Annotated in this window: 23 protein-coding genes and 1 pseudogene; 11 read left to right on the top strand and 13 right to left on the bottom strand. The window is 71.4% G+C overall.

The window, feature by feature from the left end; genetic code table 11:
• Positions 1–43 precede the first annotated feature (43 nt).
• Both AB0D29_RS33630 and AB0D29_RS33635 read right to left on the bottom strand, forming a co-directional pair.
• Positions 44–277, bottom strand: a complete 234-nt coding sequence (locus AB0D29_RS33630; protein ID WP_030713938.1) for a hypothetical protein — start codon at positions 275–277, stop codon at positions 44–46.
• Positions 274–1,182 (bottom strand): SPFH domain-containing protein, encoded by a 909-nt coding sequence (locus AB0D29_RS33635; protein WP_362859468.1) that lies wholly within the window; start codon positions 1,180–1,182, stop codon positions 274–276. The genes AB0D29_RS33630 and AB0D29_RS33635 overlap by 4 nt, the downstream gene beginning before the upstream one ends.
• A 232-nt stretch (positions 1,183–1,414) precedes the next feature.
• Between AB0D29_RS33635 and AB0D29_RS33640 the strand changes: the two genes are divergently transcribed.
• Positions 1,415–3,697 (top strand): transglycosylase domain-containing protein, encoded by a 2,283-nt coding sequence (locus tag AB0D29_RS33640; RefSeq protein ID WP_362859470.1) that lies wholly within the window; start codon positions 1,415–1,417, stop codon positions 3,695–3,697.
• Between the two features lie 78 nt (positions 3,698–3,775).
• On the opposite strand, the gene AB0D29_RS33645 is transcribed toward AB0D29_RS33640, so the two are convergent.
• The 3 genes from AB0D29_RS33645 to AB0D29_RS33655 form a co-directional block, all read right to left on the bottom strand.
• Complete coding sequence (locus AB0D29_RS33645; RefSeq protein WP_362859472.1) at positions 3,776–6,133, bottom strand: SpoIIE family protein phosphatase; 2,358 nt, start codon at positions 6,131–6,133, stop codon at positions 3,776–3,778.
• Between the two features lie 248 nt (positions 6,134–6,381).
• Positions 6,382–7,101: a DUF402 domain-containing protein gene (locus AB0D29_RS33650; RefSeq protein ID WP_362859473.1), complete on the bottom strand. Its 720-nt coding sequence runs from the start codon at positions 7,099–7,101 to the stop codon at positions 6,382–6,384.
• A gap of 112 nt (positions 7,102–7,213) precedes the next feature.
• A complete protein-coding gene (locus AB0D29_RS33655) occupies positions 7,214–8,617 on the bottom strand; it encodes a class II fumarate hydratase (RefSeq protein WP_362859475.1) in 1,404 nt (467 codons plus the stop codon).
• 108 nt (positions 8,618–8,725) lie between these two features.
• On the opposite strand from AB0D29_RS33655, the gene AB0D29_RS33660 reads away from it, so the two are divergent.
• From AB0D29_RS33660 to AB0D29_RS33675, 4 genes are all read left to right on the top strand, one after another.
• Entirely contained in the window at positions 8,726–10,252 is a 1,527-nt protein-coding gene (locus AB0D29_RS33660) for a ricin-type beta-trefoil lectin domain protein (RefSeq protein ID WP_362859477.1), read from the top strand.
• Between the two features lie 232 nt (positions 10,253–10,484).
• Positions 10,485–10,901, top strand: a complete 417-nt coding sequence (locus AB0D29_RS33665) for a hypothetical protein (RefSeq protein ID WP_362859478.1) — start codon at positions 10,485–10,487, stop codon at positions 10,899–10,901.
• 14 nt (positions 10,902–10,915) lie between these two features.
• Positions 10,916–11,893, top strand: a complete 978-nt coding sequence (locus AB0D29_RS33670) for a hypothetical protein (RefSeq protein WP_362859480.1) — start codon at positions 10,916–10,918, stop codon at positions 11,891–11,893.
• Between the two features lie 85 nt (positions 11,894–11,978).
• Positions 11,979–12,389 carry a peptidase M23 gene (locus tag AB0D29_RS33675; RefSeq protein WP_362859482.1) on the top strand — a complete coding sequence of 137 codons (411 nt, stop codon included), beginning with the start codon at positions 11,979–11,981 and terminating at the stop codon, positions 12,387–12,389.
• A gap of 58 nt (positions 12,390–12,447) precedes the next feature.
• Here the strand turns inward: AB0D29_RS33675 and AB0D29_RS33680 are convergent, their stop codons facing one another.
• The gene (locus AB0D29_RS33680) at positions 12,448–13,221 is read right to left on the bottom strand and encodes a glycerophosphodiester phosphodiesterase family protein (RefSeq protein WP_362859483.1); all 774 of its coding nucleotides are present in this window, start codon (positions 13,219–13,221) and stop codon (positions 12,448–12,450) included.
• A 53-nt stretch (positions 13,222–13,274) separates the two neighbouring features.
• On the opposite strand from AB0D29_RS33680, the gene AB0D29_RS33685 reads away from it, so the two are divergent.
• The gene (locus AB0D29_RS33685) at positions 13,275–13,631 is read left to right on the top strand and encodes a hypothetical protein (protein ID WP_362859484.1); all 357 of its coding nucleotides are present in this window, start codon (positions 13,275–13,277) and stop codon (positions 13,629–13,631) included.
• On the opposite strand, the gene AB0D29_RS33690 is transcribed toward AB0D29_RS33685, so the two are convergent.
• Both AB0D29_RS33690 and AB0D29_RS33695 read right to left on the bottom strand, forming a co-directional pair.
• A complete protein-coding gene (locus tag AB0D29_RS33690) occupies positions 13,632–14,255 on the bottom strand; it encodes a hypothetical protein (RefSeq protein WP_362859486.1) in 624 nt (207 codons plus the stop codon).
• Positions 14,256–14,393: 138 nt separating this feature from the next.
• Positions 14,394–16,058: a fumarate hydratase gene (locus AB0D29_RS33695; protein WP_362859488.1), complete on the bottom strand. Its 1,665-nt coding sequence runs from the start codon at positions 16,056–16,058 to the stop codon at positions 14,394–14,396.
• A gap of 146 nt (positions 16,059–16,204) precedes the next feature.
• Between AB0D29_RS33695 and AB0D29_RS33700 the strand changes: the two genes are divergently transcribed.
• Both AB0D29_RS33700 and AB0D29_RS33705 read left to right on the top strand, forming a co-directional pair.
• Positions 16,205–16,867, top strand: a complete 663-nt coding sequence (locus tag AB0D29_RS33700; RefSeq protein ID WP_362859490.1) for a DUF1707 domain-containing protein — start codon at positions 16,205–16,207, stop codon at positions 16,865–16,867.
• 135 nt (positions 16,868–17,002) lie between these two features.
• The gene (locus tag AB0D29_RS33705) at positions 17,003–17,371 is read left to right on the top strand and encodes a WhiB family transcriptional regulator (protein ID WP_351299153.1); all 369 of its coding nucleotides are present in this window, start codon (positions 17,003–17,005) and stop codon (positions 17,369–17,371) included.
• Between the two features lie 99 nt (positions 17,372–17,470).
• Here the strand turns inward: AB0D29_RS33705 and glpX are convergent, their stop codons facing one another.
• On the bottom strand, positions 17,471–18,502 hold the full coding sequence (gene glpX, locus AB0D29_RS33710; RefSeq protein WP_030159594.1) for a class II fructose-bisphosphatase: 1,032 nt from the start codon (positions 18,500–18,502) through the stop codon (positions 17,471–17,473).
• A 238-nt stretch (positions 18,503–18,740) separates the two neighbouring features.
• Between glpX and AB0D29_RS33715 the strand changes: the two genes are divergently transcribed.
• A complete protein-coding gene (locus AB0D29_RS33715) occupies positions 18,741–19,259 on the top strand; it encodes a DUF4245 domain-containing protein (RefSeq protein WP_362859525.1) in 519 nt (172 codons plus the stop codon).
• A 414-nt stretch (positions 19,260–19,673) separates the two neighbouring features.
• On the opposite strand, the gene AB0D29_RS33720 is transcribed toward AB0D29_RS33715, so the two are convergent.
• From AB0D29_RS33720 to AB0D29_RS33735, 4 genes and pseudogenes are all read right to left on the bottom strand, one after another.
• Complete coding sequence (locus tag AB0D29_RS33720) at positions 19,674–20,264, bottom strand: malonic semialdehyde reductase (RefSeq protein ID WP_362859491.1); 591 nt, start codon at positions 20,262–20,264, stop codon at positions 19,674–19,676.
• 97 nt (positions 20,265–20,361) lie between these two features.
• Complete coding sequence (locus AB0D29_RS33725; RefSeq protein ID WP_319723379.1) at positions 20,362–20,580, bottom strand: exodeoxyribonuclease VII small subunit; 219 nt, start codon at positions 20,578–20,580, stop codon at positions 20,362–20,364.
• Positions 20,581–20,669: 89 nt separating this feature from the next.
• On the bottom strand, positions 20,670–21,884 hold the full coding sequence (gene xseA / locus AB0D29_RS33730; protein ID WP_362859493.1) for an exodeoxyribonuclease VII large subunit: 1,215 nt from the start codon (positions 21,882–21,884) through the stop codon (positions 20,670–20,672).
• A gap of 33 nt (positions 21,885–21,917) precedes the next feature.
• A pseudogene (locus AB0D29_RS33735) lies at positions 21,918–23,206 on the bottom strand (APC family permease).
• Between the two features lie 209 nt (positions 23,207–23,415).
• On the opposite strand from AB0D29_RS33735, the gene AB0D29_RS33740 reads away from it, so the two are divergent.
• Together AB0D29_RS33740 and ppgK are read left to right on the top strand one after the other, a co-directional pair.
• Positions 23,416–24,408 carry a 4-hydroxy-3-methylbut-2-enyl diphosphate reductase gene (locus AB0D29_RS33740; protein ID WP_327416100.1) on the top strand — a complete coding sequence of 331 codons (993 nt, stop codon included), beginning with the start codon at positions 23,416–23,418 and terminating at the stop codon, positions 24,406–24,408.
• 21 nt (positions 24,409–24,429) lie between these two features.
• Positions 24,430–25,170 (top strand): polyphosphate--glucose phosphotransferase, encoded by a 741-nt coding sequence (ppgK, locus tag AB0D29_RS33745; RefSeq protein WP_362859495.1) that lies wholly within the window; start codon positions 24,430–24,432, stop codon positions 25,168–25,170.
• Positions 25,171–25,190 lie beyond the last annotated feature (20 nt).

The following is a 25,190-nucleotide window of genomic DNA, read 5'->3' on the forward strand; positions in this document are numbered from 1 at the left end:
GGGGGCCGGACCGCGCGGAGCACGGTCCGACCCCCGGACGTGGTCAGTCCGTGGACTTCGGGGGGCGCCCGCGGCGGGGGATGGGGCCGGGGCTGGACGGGAGGCGGCCGGCCTCGGCGAGCGCGCGGCGGAGCAGGAACTCGATCTGCGCGTTCGCGCTGCGCAGCTCCTCGCCGGCCCAGCGCGCCAGCGCCTCGTACACCTGCGGATCGAGCCGCAGCAGCACCTGCTTGCGTGCCTGCCGGCCCGCCGGGCTCTGCTCGCCGCCGGGGGTCACTGGTAGAGGGTTCCCGCGTTGACCACCGGCTGGACCGCGCGGTCGCCGCAGAGGACGACCATCAGGTTCGAGACCATGGCGGCCTTGCGCTCCGGGTCCAGGTCCACGATGTCCTCCTCCGCCAGGCGGGTCAGGGCGAGCTCGACCATGCCCACCGCGCCCTCCACGATCTGCTTGCGGGCCGCCACGACGGCGCCCGCCTGCTGGCGCTGGAGCATCGCGGAGGCGATCTCCGGAGCGTACGCGAGATGCGTGAAGCGGGACTCGATGATGTGCACGCCGGCCGCCTCGACCCGGGCGTGCAGTTCGACCGCCAGCTTCTCGGTGATCTCCTCGGCGTTCCCGCGCAGCGACAGACCGCCCTCGTCGTGCGCGTCGTAGGGGTACTCGATCGCGATGTGCCGGACCGCCGCCTCGGTCTGGGTCTCGACGAACTCCGTGAAGTCGTCGACCTCGAAGGTGGCCCGCGCGGTGTCCTCGACCCGCCACACGACGACCGCCGCCAGCTCGATCGGGTTGCCGTAGGCGTCGTTGACCTTCAGGACGGCCGTCTCGTGGTTGCGCACCCGGGTGGAGATCACCTTGCGCGAGGTGAACGGGTTGACCCAGCGCAGTCCGTCGGTGCGGATCGTGCCCCGGTAGCGGCCGAACAGCTGCACGACCCGGGCCTCGCCCGGCGCCACCGTGTTCAGGCCGCTCATCGCTATCACGGAGCCGAGGATCGTGAGCACGCCGCCGGCGATGAGCGCCGCCTTGGCAGCGGCGGCCGTCGCCACCGCGCCCGCCGCGATGAGGCCGCCGCCCGCCAACAGGCCTGCCAGACCGAGGAGTAGGGCCAGACCGCCGCCCACGCTGCGCGCGGTGAACTCCCGTGCCCCGTCCGGTGTGGCGATTTGGTTCGTCATCTTTTGCCCCGTTTCTCTGGTCGCGGCCGCTCGGACCGTCTAGCAAAGTGATATCACTTTTTTGCGTTGCGGCAACCCTTCGGCTTAGGTGAGCGTCGGTTCCAGTGATGTGGGTGCTGATTCTCACGTCCGAATTGACCGGTATTGGTCACGGTTGACCATCCTTTGTCACAGCCTGCGGTGTTAGCTTTCTGAGCTGACGTCGGGGGGGTAATCGAGCGGAGCGGGAGCGATGGGCCGAGCAGAAGTGCGTAAGGCGCAGCAGCGCGGTGCGGGGCGTGCGCCGAGCAGACGCGCCAACGGCGCGAAGGGCAAGGGCGGCGCCGGCAAACGCAGCGGCATACGTCGCTTCTTCACGTGGAAGAAGATCCTCGGGACGTTCCTCGGCGGGATCCTCCTCCTCATGGCCGCGGCGATCATCCTGTACTTCTCGGTGGACGAACCCACCGACCCCAACAAGCAGGCCACGCTCCAGAGCAACACCTACCGGTACTCCGACGGCTCGATCATGGCCCGCACCGGTGACACGAACCGCGAGATCGTCCCGATCGACAAGATCCCCGAGGACGTCCGCACCGCCTTCATCGCCATCGAGAACAAGTCGTTCTACAGCGACCGCGGCATCGACGTGATGGGTGTGGCCCGGGGCCTGTTCAACACGGCCACCGGCAAGGGCAAGGCCGGTGGCTCGACGATCACCCAGCAGTACGTCAAGAACTACTACCTGACGCAGGACCAGTCGGCGACCCGCAAGCTCCGCGAGCTGGTGATCTCCCTCAAGGTCGACCAGCGCATGGAGAAGGACGACGTTCTCGTCGGCTACCTGAACACGAACTTCTACGGCCGCAACGCGTACGGGATCCAGGCCGCGGCCCAGGCCTTCTACGGGGTCGACGTCGACAAGCTCACCCTGGAGCAGGGCGCCTACCTCGCCGCCGTCATCCAGGCCCCCAGCCAGTACGACCTGGCGACGGCCGGCCCGAACGGCACGCGACTGGTCAACATCCGCTTCAACGCCGTCCTCGACAACATGGTCGAGATGGGCAAGCTGGACCCGGTCAAGCGCAAGACCATGACCCTCCCGCCGCCGATCAAGCCCAAGCCCCGCCCGGGCATGGACGGCCAGAAGGGCTACCTGGTCCAGGCCGCCAACGACGAGCTGAACAAGCAGAACATCACCGACGCCCAGATCGCGGCAGGCGGCTGGAGCATCACGCTCAACGTCGACAAGGCGAAGCAGGCGGCGCTGGAGAAGGCCGTCGAAGACGAGCTGGAGTCGAAGCTCGACCGCAAGGACACCAAGGGCCGCCCCCAGGACCAGAGCGTCCAGGCCGGCGCGACCTCCGTGGACGCGAAGACCGGTGCGATCGTCGCCATGTACGGCGGCCAGGGCCTGACGGAGAAGTCCGAGAGCAACGCCCTGCGCAAGGACTACCAGCCGGGCTCGACCTTCAAGCCGATCGTGCTCGCCTCCGCCCTGGAGAACGGGTCGAAGACCCAGGACGGCAAGCCGATCACGCCGAACTCGCTCTACGACGGCACCAGCAAGCGGCAGGTCCTCGGCAGCAAGATCCCGTTCAACCCGCAGAACCAGGACAACCTGAACTACGGCACCCCCCTGATGACGGTCCAGGAGGCGACCGACCACTCGGTGAACTCCGTCTACGCGCAGATGATCGTGGACGTGAAGCCGCAGAACGCGAAGAAGACGGCCCTCGCCCTCGGCATGGTCGACCGCGAGGGCTGGCCCGAGGACAGGCCGGCCATGGCGCTCGGCACGATGACCGCGAGCACCGTGGAGATGGCCGGCGTCTACGCCGGCTTCGACAACCACGGCAAGAAGGTCACGCCGACGATCGTCAAGAGCGCCGAGCACAAGGAGCGCGAGTTCACGCCCCAGCAGGCCATCGGCAGCCAGGCCATCAGCCGCAAGACCGCCGACACCGTCACCAAGGTGCTCCAGGGCGTGGTCAACAACGAGGGGGGCTCGGGCAACAAGGTCAGGAGCAGCGCCTACGAGGCGGCCGGCAAGACGGGTACCAGTGAGTCGAACTTCTCCGCCTGGTTCACCGGGTACACGCCGGAGCTGGTCACCGTCGTCGCGATGTTCGGCGAGGAACCGGGCAGCCACACCCAGGTCACCCTGACCGGCACCGCCGGCCTGGGACGCGCGGGCGGCTCCAGCTTCCCCGCCTCGATCTGGAAGGCGTACACGCTCGCCGCGCTCAAGGGCGTGGACACCGGCGAGTTCGACGTGTCGGACGCGGACATGGGCCCCAAGCAGGTGCCGTCCCGCAGCGCCTCGCCGACGCCCACGACGAGCCCGTCCTCCAGCCCGCCGGCCTCCCCCAGCAGCCCGGCGCAGTCCCCGACGACGCCGGTGACGCCCACGACGCAGCCCACGCCGACGAAGACCGGCCCGACACCGACGACGACGCCCACGACGACGCCGACCAAGACCGGCGGCCCCAAGCCGCCGGACCCGCCGCTGTTCGGCGGGAACGAGGGACGCTGACACGCCGCCGCCCCGCAGCCTTCAGGCTGCGGGGCGGCGGTTTTTCGTCGGGCGGGGAGGCGGTGGTTCGCCGACCCTTCAGTGCCGGTCGGTCGGCCCCGGCAACGGGAGCTCGAACCAGACCACCTTTCCGCTGCTCAGGCGGGTCGCACCCCAGCGGCGGGCCATCCGGTTGACCAGGAACAGGCCGCGGCCGCCCTCGTCGGTGTCCCGCGCCCGGCGCTGGCGGGGCAGCTGCGGGGAGTCGTCGCCGACCTCGCAGCGCAGGACGTCCGTACGCAGCAGGCGCAGGGTCACGGGCCGCTCCGCGTACCGGACGGCGTTCGTGACCACCTCGCTCACCAGCAGCTCCAGCGAGTCGCTCAGCTCCTCCAGGCCCCAACGGGTCAGGGCGCGGCGGGCGAACCGCCGGGCCCGGCCCGGTGCGGTCTCCTCCGGGTCCAGGAACCAGTACGCGACGTCACTGGGCGCGATCCCGTCGAACCGGGCCGCGAGCAGCGCGATGTCGTCGTCCCGGTCACCCGGGCCGAGCATGTCCAGCACGTCGTCGCACAGGGCCTCCAGCGGCGGCGGGTGGTCCAGGCCGGTCAGCTGGGCGGTGGTGGCGAGGCGCTCGCGCAGCTGCTCGATGCCGGTCCACACGTCCCGCAGGCGCGACTCCACCAGACCGTCCGTGTAGAGCAGCAGGGTGGCCCCTGCGGGCGCGTCCAGCTCCACGGCCTCGAAGTCCACGCCGCCGACGCCGATGGGCGCGCCGGGCGGTACGCGCAGCACCTCGGCGCGGCCGCCCAGGTGCAGCAGCACCGGCGGCGGGTGGCCGGCGTTGGCGATGGTGATCCGGTGCGCGACCGGGTCGTAGACCGCGTACAGGCAGGTGGCCATGCGGTCGGAGCCCAGGCGCTGCGCCTGCTCGTCCAGGTGGTGCAGGACCTCGGCGGGCGGCAGGTCCAGCTGCGCCAGGGTCTGCGCCGTGGTGCGGAGCTGGCCCATGATCGCGGCGGAGGTCATGGAGTGGCCCATGACGTCGCCGACGACGAGCGCGACCCGGCTGCCGGGCAGCGGTATGGCGTCGTACCAGTCGCCGCCCACCCGGGCCGTCTCGGCGGCGGGCAGGTAGCGGGAGGCCAGCCGTACCCCGGTGGGCTGCGGGAGGCTGTCGGGCAGCATGGTGCGCTGCAACTCGTCGGCGATGTACGCCTCACGGCCGTACAGGACGGCCTTGTCGATGCCGAGCGCCGTGTGGGTGGCCAGTTGGGCGGCGACCAGGAGGTCGTTCTGCTCGAAGGCGGGACGCTCCGGGCTGCGCAGGAAGACGGCGGCGCCGATCACCCGGCGGCGGCCGCGCAGCGGCGCGAGGACGGCCCGGTTGCCGCGCGGCAGCGGATGGTCCACGCCGAGCAGCTCGGGCAGCGCGGCCCGGGCGGCGGCGGAGGACCCGAAGACGGGCCGTACGCCGCGCAGCACCTCGGCGAGCGCGCCGCCGGGCCGGATCTCGCACAGCTCTGCCGCGGGCAGGTCACCCTGCGGTCCGACCAGCGGCAGCTGGCTGAAGTCGAGCTCGCCGGTGGCCCCCGCGGCCCCGGCGAGGTCCATCCCCGCGCCGATGGTGCTGCTGATGTCCGTCAGGTCGTCGATCGGCCGGAGCCGGTCGGTGCGCCGGAGCCTTAAAACGACCGGGCCGACGGGCCGCTCGTCACCGACGGGCAGCGGATCGCGCAGGTAGACGAGGATGGCGTCGGAGAAGGTGGGCACGGTGGCCCGGCACAGGCCGAGCACGATCTCGTCGAGGTCGATGCCGCGGGCGATCCGCCGGGTGGCGGCGCCGACGAAGCGCAGCCGGTCCCCTTCGCGGCGCGCGGCGGTGGCCTCTCCGGTGCCTGCGCCCGGTATGCCGCTCCCGCCGCCGTGGCGCTCGCCCCCGGCGCGGTAGCCGCTGTTCTGCCCGGCGCTCCCGTCCCCACCGGGCGCGGCGTCGGCTCCCGGCGAGGCCGGCTGCCGGGCGCTCTCGCCGCCCGCGGCGGCGGGGTCGAGGCCGTCGCCGCGCGGGCGGGGCGGCTCGGAGGGCTCGCCGAGCCCGGTGGCGCCCGCGGCGTTGCGGGCGGCCGCACCGTCCCGCAGCCGGACGCCGTCCTGGCCCTGGCCCTGGACCGGGTCCGAGGCGGCCGGGCCGCCGGACTCGCCCGGCGCGGGAGCCTTGCGCCGGGGCCGGGGGAGTCCTGCGGCCCCGCCCGCCGCCGAGCGGGCCGAGCGCGCGTCGGAAGCCGCCGCGGCCGCGCCGCCGCCCGGCTCCGCGGCATGGCCGGCGCCGGCGCTCGGCGCATGCGTGCGTACGGCCTCGGCGGCGGCGATGGGCGCCTTGCCGTGGCCGGCCTCGTCCGTTCCTCCGCCGGAGGCGACGGGCTGCGGGCCCTCCTGGGAGGTGGGGTACTCCGTCACGCGTGGAATTCCGTCCGTTTGCGCTCGATGTGCGCTGCACTCAACTCGGTCAGTCGCGGTATACCCGCTCAGCGGCCCGGGCACCATCGCCCCGAGGTTCCTCTTTGCCTCTCGCCCCGCGCCGACCTCCCGTCAGCTTCCGCGTGCGGTACGACACTTGTGGATGCGCGGTCCGAACGCACCGGCCCGCGCGCGCGACCTCGCGGAGCACGATCCTACGTTTGAACCCCGGGGGCGCATCAAGGGTCTCATGAGGTCATATGCGCCGGGGTGCGGTCCCAGTCCTCCGGAAGGGCCGGAATCCTCCAGGCGGGATCCGGCCTCCAGTCCTGCCAGCCGGCGGAGAACGGAGCCCCCCATTCCTTGATCACCCCGACCGCCGCGCGCCCGGCCCGGCGGACCCGCAGCGCCTGCTCCCGGTCCATCAGGCCGGACCGCTGCGCCTGGGCGAACTCGTCCTCGTCCAGCCACTTCCAGCTGCGGTCCGGGTAGACGGCGATGTCGAGGAAGTGGTCCACGGAATCCACCCCTCCGGCCCACCGCGACCGCGGCTCCTCCAGGTTCACGTACCAGTTCTTGAACCGCCAGCCGTGCCCCCAGAACAGCCACACCGACCACGGGTCGCCGGGCCGGGCCAGCTTCAGCACCCCGCCGCCGAACCAGCGCGACCGTACGGTCGTCCGCGGGGCGGTGTAGCGGGTGGCGAGCGGTTCCTCGTGGACGGGGGTGCCGTCGGCCAGCACCGGCTTGACGCACTCGGTGCCCGGGGCCATCCAGACGGCCAGCAGCTCGTCGGTGTCCTGAACCACCGTCACCGGGCGGCAGATGTGCACCGAACCCTTCAGGCCCGGGGCGTGGTCGCGGTAGCGCCAGAGGATCTGTTCCCCGGGCGCCCAGCGCGTGCCCCGCGCGGGATCCTGCGGCGCTTCCCGCGCCGAACCGCTCCCCGGCTTGAAGGTACCTGTCATGCGCAGATCTTAGGGTGGAGGCCCGCGCCCCCGCTGCGGTGCAGGTCACTGGGGGGTTGGCGGACGGGAATCGACCGGATCCGGTCCCCGCCCGGGGGCCGGATCCGGCCTCTCACGGATGCGTCATGCGCAGCACGTCCAGGGCCTCGTCGAGCTGCTCCAGGGTGAGGTCGCCGCGCTCCACGTAGCCGGACTCCAGGACGACCTCCCGGATCGTCTTGCGCTCGGCGAGGGACCTCTTGGCCACCTTGGCGGCCTCCTCGTAGCCGATGTAGCGGTTGAGCGGGGTCACCACGGAGGGCGAGGACTCGGCGTATTCCCTGGCCCGCGCCTCGTTGGCGGTGATCCCGTCGACCGTACGGTCGGCCAGCAGGCGGCTCGCGCTGCCGAGCAGCCGGATCGACTCGAGGAGGTTCCTGGCCATCACCGGGAGCATCACGTTGAGCTCGAAGTTGCCCGCCGCGCCCGCCACCGCGACGGTGGCGTCGTTCCCCATGACCTGTGCGGCGACCATCAGGACGGCCTCCGGGACCACCGGATTGACCTTCCCGGGCATGATCGAGGAGCCCGGCTGGAGGTCGGGCAGATTGATTTCGGCCAAACCGGTGCGCGGCCCGGAGGCCATCCAGCGCAGGTCGTTGGAGATCTTGGTGAGCGAGACGGCGACCGTACGGAGCATCCCGGAGGTCTCGACCAGCGCGTCCCGCGCCCCCTGGGCCTCGAAGTGGTCGCGGGCCTCGGTCAGCGGCAGCCCGGTTGCGGCGGCCACCTCGGCGATCACGGCGGCGGAGAACCCGGGCGGGGTGTTGATGCCGGTGCCCACCGCGGTGCCGCCCAGCGGCAGCTCGGCCAGGCGGGGGAGGCAGGCGCGCAGCCGCTCGACGCCGTAGCGGATCTGGGCCGCGTACCCGCCGAACTCCTGGCCCAGGGTGACCGGGGTGGCGTCCATCAGGTGGGTCCGGCCGGCCTTGACCACCTGCGCGAACTCGGCCGCCTTGCGCTCCAGCGCGGCGGCGAGGTGCTCCAGGGCGGGGATCAGCTCGCCGGTGACGGCGGCGGTGGCGGCGATGTGGATGGACGACGGGAAGACGTCGTTGGAGCTCTGCGAGGCGTTGACGTGGTCGTTGGGGTGCACCTCGCGGCCGAGGCGCTCGGTGGCGAGCGTGGCGATCACCTCGTTGGTGTTCATGTTGGACGAGGTCCCGGAGCCCGTCTGGAAGACGTCCACGGGGAAGTGGTCGTCCCAACGGCCGTCCGCGACCTCGGCGGCGGCGGACCGGATCGCGTCGGCGACGTCCTGGTCCACCACGCCGAGCTTCGCGTTCACCGCGGCGGCGGCGGCCTTGATGCGCGCGAGCGCCTCGATGTGGGCGCGTTCCAGCCGCTGCCCGGACACGGGGAAGTTCTCCACCGCGCGCTGGGTCTGGGCGCGCCACTTGGCGTGCCGGGGCACCCGTACGTCGCCCATGGAGTCGTGCTCGATCCGGAACGCATCGGCCTGCTGATCTTCGGTCATTTTCCTGGCCTCCTCAAAAACTTGAGCAATTGTCTTGTTCGAAGTGTTCCCAACTCCCCTACTGACCAGTAAATACCGTGGGTAACACTGACATCCGGGGAGGCGTTCATGGCACGTGCACGTACGAAACCCATGCTCAGATCTACCTTCGCCGCCGTCGCGGCGATCGCGGCCGCCCTGGGGGGCGTCACCGCCGTCACCCCCATGGCCCAGGCGGCGACCGCCGCCGGGGCCGTCACCCCCCTCTCGCCCGAGCTGGAGGCCATCCGCGCCGCGGAGGCCACAAGGATCTACGGCGACGCCGCCATCCGCCCGCTGAACGAGCGCAAGACCGGCCTGATCTCACTGGGCGACAGCGAGATCTCGGGCGAGGGCGTGGGCAACTACGACCCCGCGACCAACACGCCGAACAACCAGTGCCACCGTTCGCCCGACTCGGCGATCCACCGCACCGGCATCCCGGCCGACCTCACCTTCAACGTCGCCTGCTCCGGCGGCTACACCGGCAACATCAGGATCGGCGGCAGCAAGCAGTACGCCGACGAACTGGTGCAGAGCGACAGCCTGGCCATCAAGGCCCGCAACACGAAGATCAAGATGGTCCTGCTGGTCGCCGGCGCCAACGACGACCTGCAGTTCGGCCCGGTCATGACCGACTGCGTGACCCGCTGGGTGCTCAGCCAGGGCACCTGCGAGCCCAAGTACGGCCCCGGCTGGCAGGCGCGCGTCGACGGCCTCAAGCCCAAGGTGGAGAGCACGGTCGCGGACCTCAAGACGGTCATGCGCGACGCCGGTTACGCCGACTCCGACTACAAGCTCGTCGTGATGGGCTACCCCAGCCCCATCGGCCCCGACTTCAACGACAACCCGAACTTCCCCGGCAAGCTGCCCGGCGGCTGCGCCGGCTACGACTCCGACGCCACCTGGGGCCGCAACTACGCGGTGCCCACCTTCGAGAAGGGCATGCGCGCGGCGGCCCTCGCCTCCGGCGCCACCTACCTCGACAACTCGCGGCTCTTCCACGGGCACGAGGTGTGCATGGAGGACACCTGGGCCCGCGGCCTCTACCTGGACCTCGGGGACCACTTCCCGTGGGACGAGAACACCGCCCGCCAGTCCTTCCACCCCAACTACCGGGGCCACGGCGCCTTCGCGTCCTGTCTGACCCAGCTCTACAACTCGGGCCTGCGCGAGGCCTCCTGCGCCGACCCCGCGAGCACCGGGACGCCCGTCCTGCAGGCCGGGGCCTGGGACGACAAGTTCAAGCCCCTGAAGAACGAGGCGACCGGAAACTGCCTCGACTCCTTCGGCGGCTCCAGCGCCAACGAGACGAAGATCGTGGGCTGGGACTGCCACGGCGGCCGCAACCAGGGCTGGTGGTACGACGCCACCCGCAAGTCCGTCCACATCGAGCTGACCCAGGACCGCTGCCTCGACGCCCCCGGCGCCCACTACGGCTCCGGCACCGGCCTCATCATCTGGAACTGCCACGGCGGCGCGAACCAGCAGTTCGTCCGCGACGGCGCCACCCTGCGCCCCGCCGCCGCCCAGGGCATGTGCCTGACGGTGGCCGCCGCGCACGAGCCGCTGCGCCTGCAGACCTGCAACGGATCTGCGAACCAGCGCTTCGCATAAACCGCCCCGCTTCACCCGATCCCCCCACGCCCGGCCGGCGCACCCCGGCCGGGTGTATTTATGCGCGGCTTTAGCGTCGGCTTATGCGTGACTTTAGCCATGGCTGAAAACCGGCTCGTCGGCAACTTATCGGGGTGCCCGATCCTGCATTCCGTGCATACGATCCCGTGGTTGTTGCGCTTTCGGGGATCGGCCGTCCCCGAGGAGCGCCATTCAAGGGGGGATTGTTTTCATGAAGACGAAGTCCATGCGTGCCGCCGTCGCGGCGCTCGCGGCATCCGGAGCGCTGGTTCTCGCGCTGCCGTCCGCAGCCCAGGCGTCGCCCACCACCCGGTGCTATCCGGACATGGCCTGCCTGTACTACAACTCGAACCAGGCGGGCGCTCTGGCGCAGATGTACCACATCGAGAACTACCCGGCGTACATGTTCACGGGGACGTTCAACCGCGGCACCGGAAACGGGGACACGGAGCAGCTCAAGAACAATGCCGCCTCGGCGGACAGCCGCTACACGAACCAGGCGGTTCGCGTTCATTTCAACAGCTGGTACAAGGGCCCCTACGACGTGGTCGAGCCCCAGACGAGGCGGAATCTCAGCGCGACGTACAACAACAACGCGTCCTGGAACTACCACCCGAACGGCGTCTGAGAACCATGGGAAACATGAGCGAAATGAACAAGAAGCGCACCCGTATTTCCCTCCTCGCGATGGCCGTGGCTTCCGGAACCGTGCTGGCGGGCTACGCCGCCTCCGCCGGTACGGACGCCGGCGCCACCGCCGGTGCCGACGCGACGGCGATCGCCGGTTCCGCCAAGGTCCGCACCCTGCCCATCGAGCAGTACCTGCCGACGCCGGCCGAGTTCGCGAAGTTGAGCCAGGCCGGCGGGCAGCTCCAGCAGAAGTGCATGCAGGGCCTCGGCTTCGCCTCCTTCCAGGCGCCCGAGCAGGCCCCGGCCGACCCGCGCGAGACCTTCACCGACCTTCGCTACGGCACCGTGGACGCCGCCCAGGCCGCCCGCTCCGGCTACAAGCCCGAGTTCGCGAACTCCGCGCGCACCGCCAAGGCGGGCGGCGCGTCCGCGGCCGCAGCCGACGGCCCGGCCCCGTCCGGGGCGGTCGAGCCCGTGCTGAGCGACGCGGAGTGGCTCGCGATGACCGGCACCACGAAGGACGTCGGCGACACCGCCAAGGCCAAGCAGGCGGCGCCGAGCCAGGTCCAGGGCAAGGACCTCCCGCCGGGCGGCTGCATCGCCGAGTCCGCGCGCACCCTGACCGGCGGCGGCGAGAAGCTGTACGCGGACCTCGCCCAGGACATCAACGGCCAGTCCTACAAGGAGTCCCTCAAGGACCCCCGCGTCACCAAGGTCTTCGCCTCCTGGTCCGCCTGCATGAAGGGCAAGGGGTACTCCTACAAGGACCCGATGCAGGCCAACGACGACCCGAAGTTCGCCGTGCCGACGGTCTCCGCCGAGGAGATCGCCGTCGCCAGCGCGGACGTGGCCTGCAAGAACAAGACGAAGCTGGTCGACGTCTGGCACGCGGCCGAGGCGGAGATCCAGCAGAAGATGATCGACGCCAAGGCGAACGAGATGGGCCCGATCAAGAAGGCGAAGCAGACCGCCCTGGCCAACGTCCGGTAGGAGGCCGCCCGCCGACACCCGCGCCGACCCCGCCCGGCTCCGCCACCCGGAGCCGGGCACCCACCATCCAAGGGGGATCACTTCCATGAAGTCCATGCGTGCCGCCGTCGCGGCGGTCGCGGCCTCCGGAGCCCTGGTCGTGGCACTGCCGTCCGCGGCGGAGGCGGCGCCCACGCAGCGCTGTTACCCGGGCCTCGCCTGCGTCTACTTCAACTCCAACCAGGCCGGCGCCGTCGCCACGATGAACCACATCGACGGCATGCCGTCCTGGGACTTCGCCGGCGTGTTCAGCCCGGGCACCGGCAACGGGGAGGGCAAGCAGGTCAAGAACAACGCGGCCTCGGCGGACAGCCGGTACGCCACCCAGGCCGTCCGGGTCCACTTCAACAGCTGGTACAAGGGCCCCTACGACGTGGTCACCGCCCAGTCGAAGCGGAACCTCTCCGCGACGTACAACAACAACGCGTCCTGGAACTACCACCCCAACCCGAGCTGAGCGGGACGAGGGGATCCGGCCCGGCTCCGCACCACGGAGCCGGGCCGCCGGACAGGGCCTAGAGCGCGTCCAGCTGTGCGCGCACCTCGCGCGGCCGGTTGGTGATCAGCGTGTCCACGCCGAGCCGCAGGCACAGCTCCACGTCCTCGGGCTCGTCCACGGTCCACACCCGCACCGCCAGCCCCTTGGCCTTCAGCCGGGCCACCAGCCCCGGATCCCGGCGTACGAGGTCGATGCCCGGGCCCGCGTGCGTCGCGTACGGGGGCCGCACCGGGCGCAGCCGCCGCTCGATCAGGTAGACCGCGGGCAGGCCGGGCGCGAGCCGGTGCATCCGGGTCAGCGCGTTGCGGGAGAAGCTCATCACCTCGACCAGCCCGGCGGACCCGTCGGCCAGCCCGTACTCCCGGAGCATCCGCACCAGCTCGGCCTCCAGCCGACCGCCCGCGCGGGTCGGGTGCTTGGTCTCGACGGCCAGCCCGACGGGCCGCGGCGCGGCCAGCGCCTCCCGGAGCAGGTCCTCGAAGAGCAGCACCCGGGCCCCGCGGTGCTCCTCGCCCTTCCACCCGCCGAAGTCGAGGGCGCACAGCTCCTCGTGCGTCATCTCGGAGACGACCCCCCGCCCGTCGGAGGTCCGCTCGACGCGCCGGTCGTGCACGCACACCAGCCGCTGGTCCGCGGTGAGCCGCACATCGCACTCCAGCGCGTCGGCCCCGTCGGCGATGGCCTGCCGGTACGCGGCGAGGGTGTGCTCGGGGTGCTCGTGGGAGGCCCCGCGATGGGCGACCACGCGGACGGCGCGGTCGGTGGCGGGGAGCATGGACTGCCGGTTCATGGAACAGACGTTATCCGGATGCGTGGAACGCCCCGGTACCGCATCCTGCCCGGATGGCCGAACAGCAGATGTACCTGACCTTGCACTGCGAGCCGTGCGAGGACTGCGTCCAGGAGGACTGGCAGCTCATCCGTGACGGCGAGCTGCGCTGGGAGGGGTACGAGCACTGTCCGCGGTACGAGGTCTACGCCTGCGACGACGGCCGGGGCGTACCGCCGCCGCGGGTCAGGGAGCGCATCGTGGCCCGCGAGGGCACGGTCCACCTGCCGGTCGGCGGCCCTGACGGGGTGCCGCTCGCACTGCTGCGCCGGGTGTACGGGCTGAGCATCGCCGAGGTGGCCGCCGCGCGGAAGACGGGGTACCGGGCCACCCCCGTTGAGGCCCGGTACCTGTCGGGTCCGACGCCGTGACTACGGCTTCGGTTGCGGGGACAGCGGGGCGGGAGTGACCTTGAAGCCGCCCTTGGTGACCTCCGTGAAGGGGGCCGGGGCCATGCAGGTGCCCACGCGGGGCTCGGACACCGAGCCGTCGGGCTGGACGTCGACGTTGGCGATGCCCCACGAGAAGCCCACCCGGTCGGGACCGCCGCGTTCGCCGTCCTGGACGCTGATGCCGATCCGCTTGCCGTCCCAGCCGACGTTCGAGGTCTTGACCACGGCGGTGAGGGTGGCGGTCTTGCCGCCCGTGACCAGGCAGTCCACCTCCGCCTCGGCCGTCGCGGTGATGCCGGACTCCGTGTAGTGGTGGGAGATGGTCACGCGGCCCCGTGCGTCCGTCGGCAGGCCCTTCTCGCCTCCCGGGGCCGGGAACGGCCTGGTCCACGGGGTCGACTCGGCGTCCACCGTGAAGCGGATGTCGTCCTTGGCGGAGTAGGGGAAGAAGATCGCGCCGCCCCCGTGCACGGAGGCGGGCTTCGGCGCGGCCGGCGCGGCCGGCGCGGCCGGCGCGGCCGGCGCGGGGCCCGCCGCGACCAGGGTGGCCACGAGTGCGGCGGCGGTTCCGGCGAGGATGAGGGCGCGCTTACGGTTCTTCATGGCGAACTCCCGTGTTCCAAGGGCTGTTTGGGTACGGGAACAGCCTCGCCGGGAGCCCGCGGGCCTGCCATCTGCCGATGGGCGGACATGACCGAGGGCCTCTCCCCCGAACGGGGGAGAGGCCCTCGGACCGTCGCGCTACAGACCCGGTCCGCGCACCGGGATGTGGGTGAACGTCGGCTCCGGGGCCGGGTTCTGGAAGAAGTCGTTGCCCTTGTCGTCGACCACGATGAAGGCCGGGAAGTCCTCCACCTCGATCTTCCAGACCGCCTCCATGCCGAGCTCCTCGTACTCCAGGACCTCGACCTTCTTGATGCAGTCCTGGGCCAGCCGCGCCGCCGGGCCGCCGATCGAGCCCAGGTAGAAGCCGCCGTGCGCACCGCACGCGTCCGTCACCTGCTGGGAGCGGTTGCCCTTGGCCAGCATGACCTTGGAGCCGCCCGCCGCCTGGAACTGCTCCACGTAGGAGTCCATGCGGCCGGCCGTGGTCGGGCCGAAGGAGCCGGAGGCGTAGCCCTCGGGGGTCTTCGCGGGACCGGCGTAGTAGACCGGGTGGTCCTTCAGGTACTGCGGCATCGGGGCGCCCGAGTCCAGCAGCTCCTTGATCTTGGCGTGCGCGATGTCGCGCGCCACGACCAGCGGGCCGGTCAGCGACAGCCGGGTCTTGACCGGGTGCTTGGTCAGCGTCGCCAGGATGTCGTCCATCGGCTGGTTCAGGTCGATGGAGACCACGTCCGCGGACTCGGCCAGGTGCGCGTCGGTCGTGTCCGGCAGGAAGCGCGCCGGGTCCGTCTCCAGCTGCTCCAGGAAGACGCCCTCGGCGGTGATCTTCGCGGTGGCCTGACGGTCGGCCGAGCAGGACACGGCGATCGCGACGGGCAGCGAGGCGCCGTGGCGCGGGAGGCGGACCACGCGGACGTCGTGGCAGAAGTACTTGCCGCCGAACTGCGCGCCGATGCCGATCTTCTGGGTGAGCTCGAAGACCTTCTCCTCCAGGCCGAGGTCACGGAAGCCGTGGCCCGTGGCGGAGCCCTCGGTGGGCAGCTCGTCCAGGTAGTGCGCCGAGGCGTACTTCGCGGTCTTCAGCGCGTGCTCGGCGGAGGTGCCGCCGACCACGATCGCCAGGTGGTAGGGCGGGCAGGCCGCCGTACCGAGCGAGCGGATCTTCTCCTCCAGGAACTTCATCATGGAGGCCTCGTTGAGGACCGCCTTGGTCTCCTGGTAGAGGAAGGACTTGTTGGCCGAGCCGCCGCCCTTGGCCATGAAGAGGAACTTGTACGCGCCGCCGTCGGTCGCGTACAGCTCGATCTGCGCGGGCAGGTTCGAGCCGGTGTTCTTCTCCTCCCACATGGTGAGCGGGGCCATCTGCGAGTAGCGCAGGTTCAGGCGGGTGTACGCGTCGTAGATGCCGCGCGACAGCGCCGCCTCGTCGCCGCCTTCGGTCAGCACGTTCTGGCCGCGCTTGCCCATCACGATCGCCGTGCCCGTGTCCTGGCACATCGGCAGGACGCCGGCCGCCGCGATGTTCGCGTTCTTCAGCAGGTCCAGGGCCACGAACTTGTCGTTCGAGGAGGCCTCGGGGTCGTCGATGATCCGGCGCAGCTGTGCGAGGTGCGCGGGACGCAGGAAGTGCTGGATGTCGTGGATTGCCTCTTCGGCGAGCTTGCGCAGCGCCTCGGGCTCGACCTTGAGGAACGTACGGCCGTCCGCCTCGAAGGTGGACACGCCCTCGGCGGTCACCAGCCGGTACGGGGTGGTGTCCTCGCCCAGGGGCAGCAGGTCGGTGTACGCGAACTCCGGCATTGGGGGCATTCCTCACTCGGCAGACAGCGCTGGCGACCAATTGGCAGCGCAGTCCTCCAGCGTAGAACCTCCCGCCGGGGGAGTGTCTGTGAGGTAAGGCTCACTCGGTAGTATCGCGATCTATCGTGTCTCGCTATGCTGGGCCCGTGGACCTGGAAAAGCACCCCGCCGCCCCCGCAGCCGCAGCCCCTGCCGCCGAGCTGCGCGCCTCCGACGCCGACCGGGACCGGATCGCGCAGATCCTCGGCGATGCCCTCGCCGAAGGCCGGCTGACCTCCGACGAGCACTCCGAGCGCCTGGACTCCCTGTACGCCTTCAAGACGGTCGGCGAGCTGGAAGCCCTCGTACGGGATCTGCCCGCGCCCGGCGGCTCCCATGCCCCGTTCGGGCAGGCGGGCTCCACGCCGCCGGCCGGGCCCGCCGACACGATCGTCGCCGTGTGCAGCAGCTCCGCCCGCAAGGGCCGCTGGCGGCCGGGCGCGCACACCCGCGCGGTCTCGGTAATGGGCGACATCACCCTCGACCTCACCGAAGCCGTCTTCGAGCAGCAGGTCACCGAGATCAACGTGACGTGCGTCCTCGGCAACGTCGAGGTCCTGGTCCCGGAGAACGTCACCCTGCGCGGCTACGGCAGCGGGGTCCTCGGCAACTTCGAGGTGCGCGGCGAGGGCCGCGGGGAGAGCGACCCGCAGGCGCCGGTGGTGATCGTCCGGGGCTTCGCCCTGCTCGGCAACATCGAGGCACGGCCCAAACCGGGGGCCCGCCTGGTCGATCTGGCCCGCAAACTCCGCCGGCGCCTGGACGGCTGAAAGCCGCTCACGGCCGAGGGTCGCGTTTCGGACGAACCCCCGGCGCCCGGTGGCACGCGGTGCATAGGGGCGCGTGCAGCGGGTAGGGACAGGTGCATCGTCTCTCGCTCGCGTACCCGTCGTCAGGAGTAGACCGTGCCGCATCCGCCGCATCAGTCCCTGAAGGTTGCCGCCGTGCCGAACCCGCGGGTGCCGGCGAGGGCTGAGGACGGCCCATGGCACGCGGAGGCGGTGTGCCGCCGGGACGAGGCGGGACTGTTCTTCGCGCCATCCAAGGAGCCCACGGCCGCGCGGCTCTCCCGCGAGGAGGCCGCCAAGCGCGTCTGTGCCCGCTGCCCGGTCATGGTCGCCTGCCGTGAGCACGCACTCCTGCAGCCCGAGCCGTACGGGGTCTGGGGCGGGCTCACCGCCGCCGAGCGCCGGGTGGTCCTGGCCCGCATGCGCCGCAGGTCGGCCGAGCTGCGCCAGGCCCCGGCCGCCGGACCCGTCGCGGCCGCGGGCTAGCCGCGGGCCAGGCCGTCCCGTAGGAGCCGGCACGGCGAGAGGGGCGGTCACCGCCGCACACGGTGACCGCCCCTCTCGCTGTGGACGCGCGCTGCCGTCCTACTGCGCGCGGTCGAAGTCGATCGCGCTGTACGCGCGCAGCTTCGACAGGCGGTGCGTGGAGTCGATCTGCCGGATCGTGCCCGACTTCGAGCGCATGACCAGCGAGGACGTCGTCGCGGTCTCCGAGCGGTAGTGGACGCCGCGCAGCAGCTCGCCGTCCGTGATGCCGGTGGCGACGAAGAAGACGTTGTCGCCGGACACCAGGTCGTTCGTGTGCAGGACGCGGTCCAGGTCGTGGCCCGCGTCGATCGCCTTCTGGCGCTCGGCCTCGTCCTTCGGCCACAGCTTGCCCTGGATCGTGCCGCCGAGGCACTTTATGGCGCAGGCCGAGATGATGCCCTCGGGGGTGCCGCCGATGCCGAGCAGCAGGTCCACGCCGGTGCCCTCGCGCACCGCCATGACCGAGCCCGCGACGTCACCGTCGGAGATGAACTTGATGCGCGCGCCGGTCTCGCGGATCTCCTTGACGATGCCCTCGTGGCGGGGGCGGTCCAGGATGATCACGGTGACGTCCTCGACGGCCATGTTCTTGGCCTTCGCGACGCGGCGGATGTTCACCGAGACGGGCGCGTTGATGTCGACGAAGTCGGCGGCCTCGGGGCCGGTGACCAGCTTCTCCATGTAGAAGACCGCGGACGGGTCGAACATGGTGCCGCGGTCGGCGGCGGCGAGCACCGCGATGGCGTTCGGCATGCCCTTGGCGTTCAGGGTGGTGCCGTCGATCGGGTCCACGGCGATGTCGACCTCGGCACCGGTGCCGTCGCCGACGCGCTCGCCGTTGAAGAGCATCGGGGCTTCGTCCTTCTCGCCCTCGCCGATGACGACCACGCCGTTCATCGAGACGGTGGAGATCAGCGTCCGCATCGCGTTGACCGCGGCGCCGTCGGCGCCGAGCTTGTCGCCGCGCCCGACCCAACGGCCCGCGGCCATTGCGGCGGCCTCGGTGACCCGGACGAGTTCCAGGGCGAGGTTACGGTCGGGGGCCTCCGGAGAGACTTCGAGCTGGGGCGGCAGGTTGTGCTCGGTCATCGGAGCGCACCTTTCTGTACGGCGACGGCCGGGAAGTGAGGGTGCTGGAACTCTATCGGTACGTCGACATATTGAGCAGGGCGGGTCACGTATGAGCGGAATATCGGTCAGGCGTTTGGCCTGAGCGGACATCTTGCGGTTCCCCGGTGCAATCTCAAGCGTCCGTCGCCCGGCGCGCCCGCGCTACCCCGGCGGTGATCGCCGCCCCGCGATGCGGGACGATGGTGCCGTGGCAGGTATGAAAGGCAAGCAGACGGTCTGGGACATGGTCCGGTCGCTGAGCGTGATCGGCATCGTCGTCGCCGGGATCTACCTCTTCGTCCCCCATGACGACGAGGCCGATCCGACGCACGCGGTCGACTACCGGGTGGAGACGATCACGGCCCGGCGCGCGGCCCCGTATCCGGTGGCGGCCCCCGTGGGGCTCCCGGAGCAGTGGCGGGCGACGTCGGTGACGTACGAGCGCAAGAACTCCAATGCCTGGCACCTGGGCTTCCTCGACCCGGAGCAGCAGTACGTGGCGGTGGAGCAGTCCTCGGACACCTCGCCCAAGTACCTCGCCAGGGTCACCCAGGGGGCGACGACCACCGGCCAGACCCAGCAGGTCGGCGACGCGGCCTGGGAACGCTGGGACGGCGAGAAGTACGACGCCCTCGTCCGCCGGGAGCAGGGCCATGTCACGGTGGTGACCGGAACGGCCTCCTTCGAACAGCTCGGCGCGATGGCGGCGACCTTGGAGTTCAAGCAGGGCGCGTGAGGCTGCGCCGCTTGGGCGGGGTGCGGTGGGCGCCGGTTGACTGCGCCGCTTGGGCGTGCGGCGGGGGCCGGTTGGGACGGGGCCGGGCGCGCGCCGGGGTGTCTCCTCGGACGTCGAACGTGTCGGGAGGTCGGAGAGCTCGGTGGCAGTGCGTTCGACGCCCTGCGGGGATCACCCCGACACACACCCGACCCCGTCCCAACCGGCCAACTCCAGCCCCGCCGGCGTTTGAGGCGCGGGGTCCGGGGCGGAGCCCCGATTTTTGAGCCGCGCCACCTCCGGCTTCGCCGCACCACGTTCAGTCCCTCCGGCGTTTGGGGAGCGGGGTGTGGGGCGAGCCCCGGTTGGATGTGCGAGAAGGGCCGTGCCCCCGGGATTCCGGGGGCGCGGCCCTTCTCGTGTGCTGGGGCTTGCTCAGATCGTGGTGACGACCTCGTCGAACGCCAGGCGCGGCGAACGCGGGAACGCGGCGTCCTCGCCCGGCTTGCCGATGTTGACCACCATCAGCGGGGTGTGGTCGCCGTCCAGGAACTCCTTCTGGATGCCACCGAAGTCGGCGCCGGTCATCGGGCCCGCGGCCAGACCGGCGGCGCGGACGCCGACGATGAAGTACGCGGCCTGCAGGGCGGCGTTCAGCAGCGCGGACTGCTCGCGCGCCGGGCGCTCGGCGAAGAAGAGGTCCTTGGCCTGCGGGAAGTGCGGCAGCAGCTGCGGGAGCTCCTCGTGGAACTCGTTGTCCGCGGAGAGGATCGCGACCAGCGGCGCGGTGGCGGTCTTCGCCGCGTTGCCCTCGGCCATGTGCTTCACGAGGCGCTCGCGGGCCTCGGGGGAGCGGACCAGCGTGATGCGCAGCGGCGTCTGGTTGAACGCGGTGGGGCCGAACTTCACCAGGTCGTAGATCGCCTGGACCTGCTCCTCGGTGACCGGCTCGTCCGAGAACGAGTTGGCCGTGCGGGCCTCGCGGAACAGCAGGTCCTGCGCGGCGGAGTCAAGAACGAGAGACATCGGAAAGCCTTCTTCCATACGGAGGTGAAGCGATGTCCCAGACACTACGGCCGAAGTAGATGAACTTTCAACTAAATGCCCCTGGTGGTGACCGGGATCACTCCTCCTCGGCCGGCTCGCGCGCCGCCAGCGCCGAGTCCAGCCGGGCCCGGGCGCCCTCCAGCCAGTGCCGGCAGACCTTCGCCAGCTCCTCGCCGCGCTCCCAGAGCGCCAGCGAGTCCTCCAGCGAGGTCCCGCCCGCCTCCAGCTTGCGGACGACCTCGATGAGCTCGTCGCGGGCCTGCTCGTATCCCAGCGCCGTCTCGGCCTCTGCCATTCCCTTTTCCACCCTATGTGTGTAGTGCAATCAGTTCGTTGCGGCCGTGTGTCGTGTTTTCCGGTGCCGCCGCCCGCCGCATCCGCCCGCTACTCCGGCGGGGCGACCCGTACCGAGAAGGTGCCCTCCGCCACCCGCGCGCGCAGCACCTCGTCCGCCGCGAGCTCCTGCGGCGAGCGCACGACATGGCCGTCGGCCCGCTGCAGTACGGCGTACCCGCGCTCCAGCGTCGCGGCCGGGGACAGTGCCACCACCCGGGCAAGGGTGTGGGCGAGCTCCGAGTCGGCCCGGTCCAGCAGGTGCCCGAGCGTGCGCCGGCCGCGTGCCAGCAGCGCGTCCAGCTCGTCCTCCCGGAGCTCCACCATCCGCTGCGGGTGGACGAAGACCGGCCGGGCGAGGGCGTGCGCGAGCCCCCGCTCCTCCCGGTCGAGCAGCCCGGTCACCGCGCGCAGCCCCCGGCCCTGCAGCTGGCGTACGCGCTCCAGCTCCTCGCCCACGTCCGGGACCACCTTCTTCGCCGCGTCCGTGGGCGTGGAGGCCCGTACGTCCGCGACCAGGTCCAGCAGCGGCGAGTCCGGCTCGTGGCCGATCGCCGAGACCACCGGCGTGCGGGCCGCCGCGACCGTGCGCACGACCTCCTCGTCGGAGAAGGGCAGCAGGTCCTCCACGCTGCCGCCGCCGCGCGCCACGATGATCACGTCGACCTCGTCCAGGGCGTCGAGCTCCTTGACCGCCTGGACCACCTGCGGCACCGCGTGCACGCCCTGGACGGCCACGTTCCGCACCTCGAACCGGACCGCCGGCCAGCGGCGGCGGGCGTTCTCCAGTACGTCGCGCTCGGCGGCCGAGGCCCGCCCGACCACCAGCCCGATCAGCTGCGGCAGGAACGGCAGCGGCTTCTTGCGCTCCAGCGCGAAGAGCCCCTCGGAGGCCAGCGACCGCTTGAGCCGCTCCAGCCGGGCGAGGAGCTCCCCGATGCCGACGGGCCGTATCTCCGTGGCCCGCAGGGACAGCTGCCCGCGCGGGGCGTACCACTCGGGCTTGGCCAGCAGGACGACCCGCGCACCCTCCGAGACCACGTCCGCGACCTCGTCGAAGACCTGGCGGAAGCAGGTCACGCTGACCGAGATGTCGTGCGAGGGGTCGCGCAGCGTCAGGAAGACCACCCCCGCTCCCGGCCGCCGCGAGAGCTGCGTGATCTGCCCCTCCACCCACACCTGACCGAGCCGCTCGATCCAGCCCCCGATGAGCCGCGACACCTGGCCTACCGGCAGCGGCGCCTCGGCCGACGTATTCAGACCCATGCACGCAGGCTAACGGGCTCCGCTGACAGCGTCTCAGGCTCCGGGTCGGGTGTCGGGTCCCGGCGCCGCGGAATCCGCGGATCCGCCGCGCCGGCCGTGCTGGGCGAGGAGCACGCCCAGGCCCACCGCCAGCCACACCGCGCCCACCACCTGCGCCGTCCAGGAAGCCTCCACGATCACCGCGACGGTCACCACCGCGCCGAGCACCGGCATCACCAGGTGCTTCCACCAGACCGGCGGGCCCTCCCGCCGCTTCACCACGAACCACCCCACCACCGACGCGTGCAGCAGGGTGAAGGCCACCAGCGCCCCGACGTCCACGACGGACACCAGGTGGTCCAGCCCGTCGTCGCGCCGGGCCGCCCACACGGCGGCGACCATCGTGACGGTGGCCGCCACCAGCAGGGCGAGCCGCGGGGTGCCGTCCGAGGTCCGCGCGAGCACCCGGGGCAGCCGCCGTTCCCGGGCCATCGCGAACACCAGCCGCCCGGCCGCCGCCTGCCCCGCCAGCGCCGCGAAGGCCGCCCCGATCGCCTTGCTGGCCGCCACCAGGTCGTGCAGCCAGGTGCCGACCGAGGACTCCACCGCGTTGTAGAAGGCCGGGCCCTGCTGTCCCGGATCGGCCGCGAGCTCCGCCGCGGACACGGGCATGAGCAGCGCCGCCAGATAGCTCTGCGCGACGAACAGCAGCCCGGCCAGCGCCAGGCAGAAGAGCACCGCCCGCGCCACGCGCTCCGAGCCCCCCGTCACCTCCTCGGCGAAGGAGGCGATGGCGTCGAAGCCGAGGTAGGACAGGACCGCCACCGACACCGCGCCCAGCACCGCGGCCGTGCTGAAGCCGAGCGAGCCGTCACCGGTCAGCGGGGACAGCCAGCCGCGCCGGGCCCCGCCCTGGGCCAGTACGGTCACCGCGGCGACCAGGAAGACGAGCAGGACGAGGATTTCCAGGGCCAGCACGGCGAAGCCCACGCGCGCGGCCGCCCGTACGCCCCACAGGTTGAGCAGGGTGGTCACCACGACGGCCAGGGCCGTCCACACCCACCGGGAGACCTCCGGCACCAGCGCGTTCATCGCGATCGGTACGCGACCGCCGGGATCAGCAGGTAGTCGAGCATCGCCATCCACCCGGCGATCAGCCCCGCCCCCTCGCCCAGGCCCTTGCGGGCGTAGGTGAAGACCGAGCCGGCCTGCGGGGCCACCCGCACCATCTGGGCGTACGAGAAGGCCGTGAAGGCCATCGCGACGGTCGCGGCGAGGTAGACGAGGGCGACGGCGCCGTGCGACTTGGCGTCCAGGGTGCCGAAGACCCCGACGGGGGCCATCGGGGCGATGAAGAGCAGCCCGTAGACGACCAGGTCCCGGAAGCCGAGGCTCCGCCGCAGCGGCCCGCCGGGGGCCCGCTCCGGTACCGGCGGCGCCGTACTGGGATCCGTACCCGACACCATCGGCCCTCCGGGGGATGCTGTGAACGCGCTTGCGATCAAGTGTGGGGCGGACGGGGGACGAACGGCCTGCTGGGGACCCCCGTACGATGGAGGGCATGACTGCTGCCGCTTCCCGCCGTGTCCTGCTCGCCGCCCCGCGCGGCTACTGCGCGGGCGTCGACCGAGCCGTGATCGCTGTCGAGAAGGCTCTCGAGCAGTACGGCGCGCCGGTCTACGTCCGCCACGAGATCGTGCACAACAAGTACGTCGTCCAGACGCTGGAGAAGAAGGGCGCCATCTTCGTCGAGCGGACGGAGGAGGTGCCCGAGGGCTCCATCGTGATGTTCTCCGCGCACGGCGTGGCCCCGGTGGTGCACGAGGAGGCGGCGCGCGGCAAGCTCGCGACGATCGACGCCACCTGCCCGCTGGTCACCAAGGTGCACAAGGAAGCCATCCGGTACGCGAACGAGGACTTCGACATCCTCCTCATCGGCCACGAGGGCCACGAGGAGGTCATCGGCACCTCCGGCGAGGCCCCGGACCACATCACGATCGTCGACGGTCCGGACGACGTCGCCAACGTCGAGGTGCGGGACGAGTCGAAGGTCGTCTGGCTCTCGCAGACCACCCTCTCGGTCGACGAGACGATGGAGACGGTCGACGCGCTGAAGACCAAGTTCCCGCTGCTCGTCTCGCCGCCCAGCGACGACATCTGCTACGCCACCTCGAACCGGCAGGCCGCCGTCAAGGTGATGGGTGCCGACTCCGACCTGGTCATCGTGGTCGGCTCGAAGAACTCCTCGAACTCCATCCGGCTGGTCGAGGTCGCGCTCGACGCGGGCGCGGGCGCCGCGTACCTCGTCGACTTCGCGAGCGAGATCGACGAGGCCTGGCTGGAGGGCGTCACCACCGTCGGCCTCACCTCGGGCGCCTCGGTGCCGGAGGTCCTGGTCGAGGAGGTCCTGGAGTGGCTGGCGGCGCGCGGTTACGCGGACGTGGAGATCGTCAAGACCGCCGAGGAGTCGATCGTCTTCTCGCTGCCCAAGGAACTGCGCCGCGACCTGCGTGCCGAGGCCGCCGAACTGGTCGCCGACAAGTAACTCCTTTCGTACGGTATGTCCATGCAGATCTTCGGCGTGGACATCGGCGGATCCGGGATCAAGGGCGCTCCCGTGGACCTGGACCGTGGCGACCTGGCGCAAGAGCGCCACAAAGTACTGACACCGCAGCCGGCCACCCCCGACGGGGTGGCCGGCTGCGTCGTCGAGGTGGTGCGCCACTTCGACTGGGACGGCCCGGTGGGGGTCACCTTCCCGGGGGTGGTCACGGGCGGTCTCATCCGCACGGCGGCCAACATGGACAAGGCGTGGGTCGGTGTCGAGGCGGCGGACCTGCTCTCGCGACGCCTGGACGGCAGGCCCGTCACGGTCCTCAACGACGCGGACGCGGCGGGGATCGCGGAGATGGCGTACGGGGCCGGGAAGGGGCGGGACGGCACGGTCATCCTGCTCACGCTGGGCACGGGCATCGGGAGCGCCTTGTTCCGGGACGGGCGGCTGGTGCCGAACACGGAGCTCGGCCACCTGGAGCTGAAGGGCCACGACGCGGAGACGCGGGCGTCGGTGAAGGCCAAGGAGGACCACGAGCTCACCTGGGAGCGCTGGGCGCACCGGGTGCAGAGGTACCTGGAGCACGTGGAGATGCTCTTCTCCCCCGACCTGTTCATCATCGGCGGCGGCGTCAGCCGCAAGCCGGAGAAGTTCCTTCCGCTGATCGAGGACGTCCGGGCCGAGATCGTGCCGGCGAAGCTGCAGAACAATGCGGGGATCGTGGGCGCGGCGATGGCGGCGAAGGGCCGGTAGCCGGACCTGGTCGGATCTGG

The sequence above is a fragment of the Streptomyces sp. NPDC048424 genome, assembly GCF_040651555.1.
GTDB lineage: Bacteria > Actinomycetota > Actinomycetes > Streptomycetales > Streptomycetaceae > Streptomyces.

What these genes read in the sequence shown, in the direction of transcription:
- AB0D29_RS33635 (WP_362859468.1), bottom strand. Translation starts at nt 1,182, where the DNA reads ATGACGAACCAAATCGCCACACCGGACGGGGCACGGGAGTTCACCGCG.
- AB0D29_RS33640 (WP_362859470.1), top strand. Translation starts at nt 1,415, where the DNA reads ATGGGCCGAGCAGAAGTGCGTAAGGCGCAGCAGCGCGGTGCGGGGCGT.
- AB0D29_RS33650 (WP_362859473.1), bottom strand. Translation starts at nt 7,101, where the DNA reads ATGACAGGTACCTTCAAGCCGGGGAGCGGTTCGGCGCGGGAAGCGCCG.
- AB0D29_RS33655 (WP_362859475.1), bottom strand. Translation starts at nt 8,617, where the DNA reads ATGACCGAAGATCAGCAGGCCGATGCGTTCCGGATCGAGCACGACTCC.
- AB0D29_RS33660 (WP_362859477.1), top strand. Translation starts at nt 8,726, where the DNA reads ATGGCACGTGCACGTACGAAACCCATGCTCAGATCTACCTTCGCCGCC.
- AB0D29_RS33665 (WP_362859478.1), top strand. Translation starts at nt 10,485, where the DNA reads ATGAAGACGAAGTCCATGCGTGCCGCCGTCGCGGCGCTCGCGGCATCC.
- AB0D29_RS33670 (WP_362859480.1), top strand. Translation starts at nt 10,916, where the DNA reads ATGAGCGAAATGAACAAGAAGCGCACCCGTATTTCCCTCCTCGCGATG.
- AB0D29_RS33675 (WP_362859482.1), top strand. Translation starts at nt 11,979, where the DNA reads ATGAAGTCCATGCGTGCCGCCGTCGCGGCGGTCGCGGCCTCCGGAGCC.
- AB0D29_RS33680 (WP_362859483.1), bottom strand. Translation starts at nt 13,221, where the DNA reads ATGAACCGGCAGTCCATGCTCCCCGCCACCGACCGCGCCGTCCGCGTG.
- AB0D29_RS33685 (WP_362859484.1), top strand. Translation starts at nt 13,275, where the DNA reads ATGGCCGAACAGCAGATGTACCTGACCTTGCACTGCGAGCCGTGCGAG.
- AB0D29_RS33690 (WP_362859486.1), bottom strand. Translation starts at nt 14,255, where the DNA reads ATGAAGAACCGTAAGCGCGCCCTCATCCTCGCCGGAACCGCCGCCGCA.
- AB0D29_RS33695 (WP_362859488.1), bottom strand. Translation starts at nt 16,058, where the DNA reads ATGCCGGAGTTCGCGTACACCGACCTGCTGCCCCTGGGCGAGGACACC.
- glpX (WP_030159594.1), bottom strand. Translation starts at nt 18,502, where the DNA reads ATGACCGAGCACAACCTGCCGCCCCAGCTCGAAGTCTCTCCGGAGGCC.
- AB0D29_RS33715 (WP_362859525.1), top strand. Translation starts at nt 18,741, where the DNA reads ATGAAAGGCAAGCAGACGGTCTGGGACATGGTCCGGTCGCTGAGCGTG.
- AB0D29_RS33720 (WP_362859491.1), bottom strand. Translation starts at nt 20,264, where the DNA reads ATGTCTCTCGTTCTTGACTCCGCCGCGCAGGACCTGCTGTTCCGCGAG.
- AB0D29_RS33725 (WP_319723379.1), bottom strand. Translation starts at nt 20,580, where the DNA reads ATGGCAGAGGCCGAGACGGCGCTGGGATACGAGCAGGCCCGCGACGAG.
- xseA (WP_362859493.1), bottom strand. Translation starts at nt 21,884, where the DNA reads ATGGGTCTGAATACGTCGGCCGAGGCGCCGCTGCCGGTAGGCCAGGTG.
- AB0D29_RS33740 (WP_327416100.1), top strand. Translation starts at nt 23,416, where the DNA reads ATGGAGGGCATGACTGCTGCCGCTTCCCGCCGTGTCCTGCTCGCCGCC.
- ppgK (WP_362859495.1), top strand. Translation starts at nt 24,430, where the DNA reads ATGCAGATCTTCGGCGTGGACATCGGCGGATCCGGGATCAAGGGCGCT.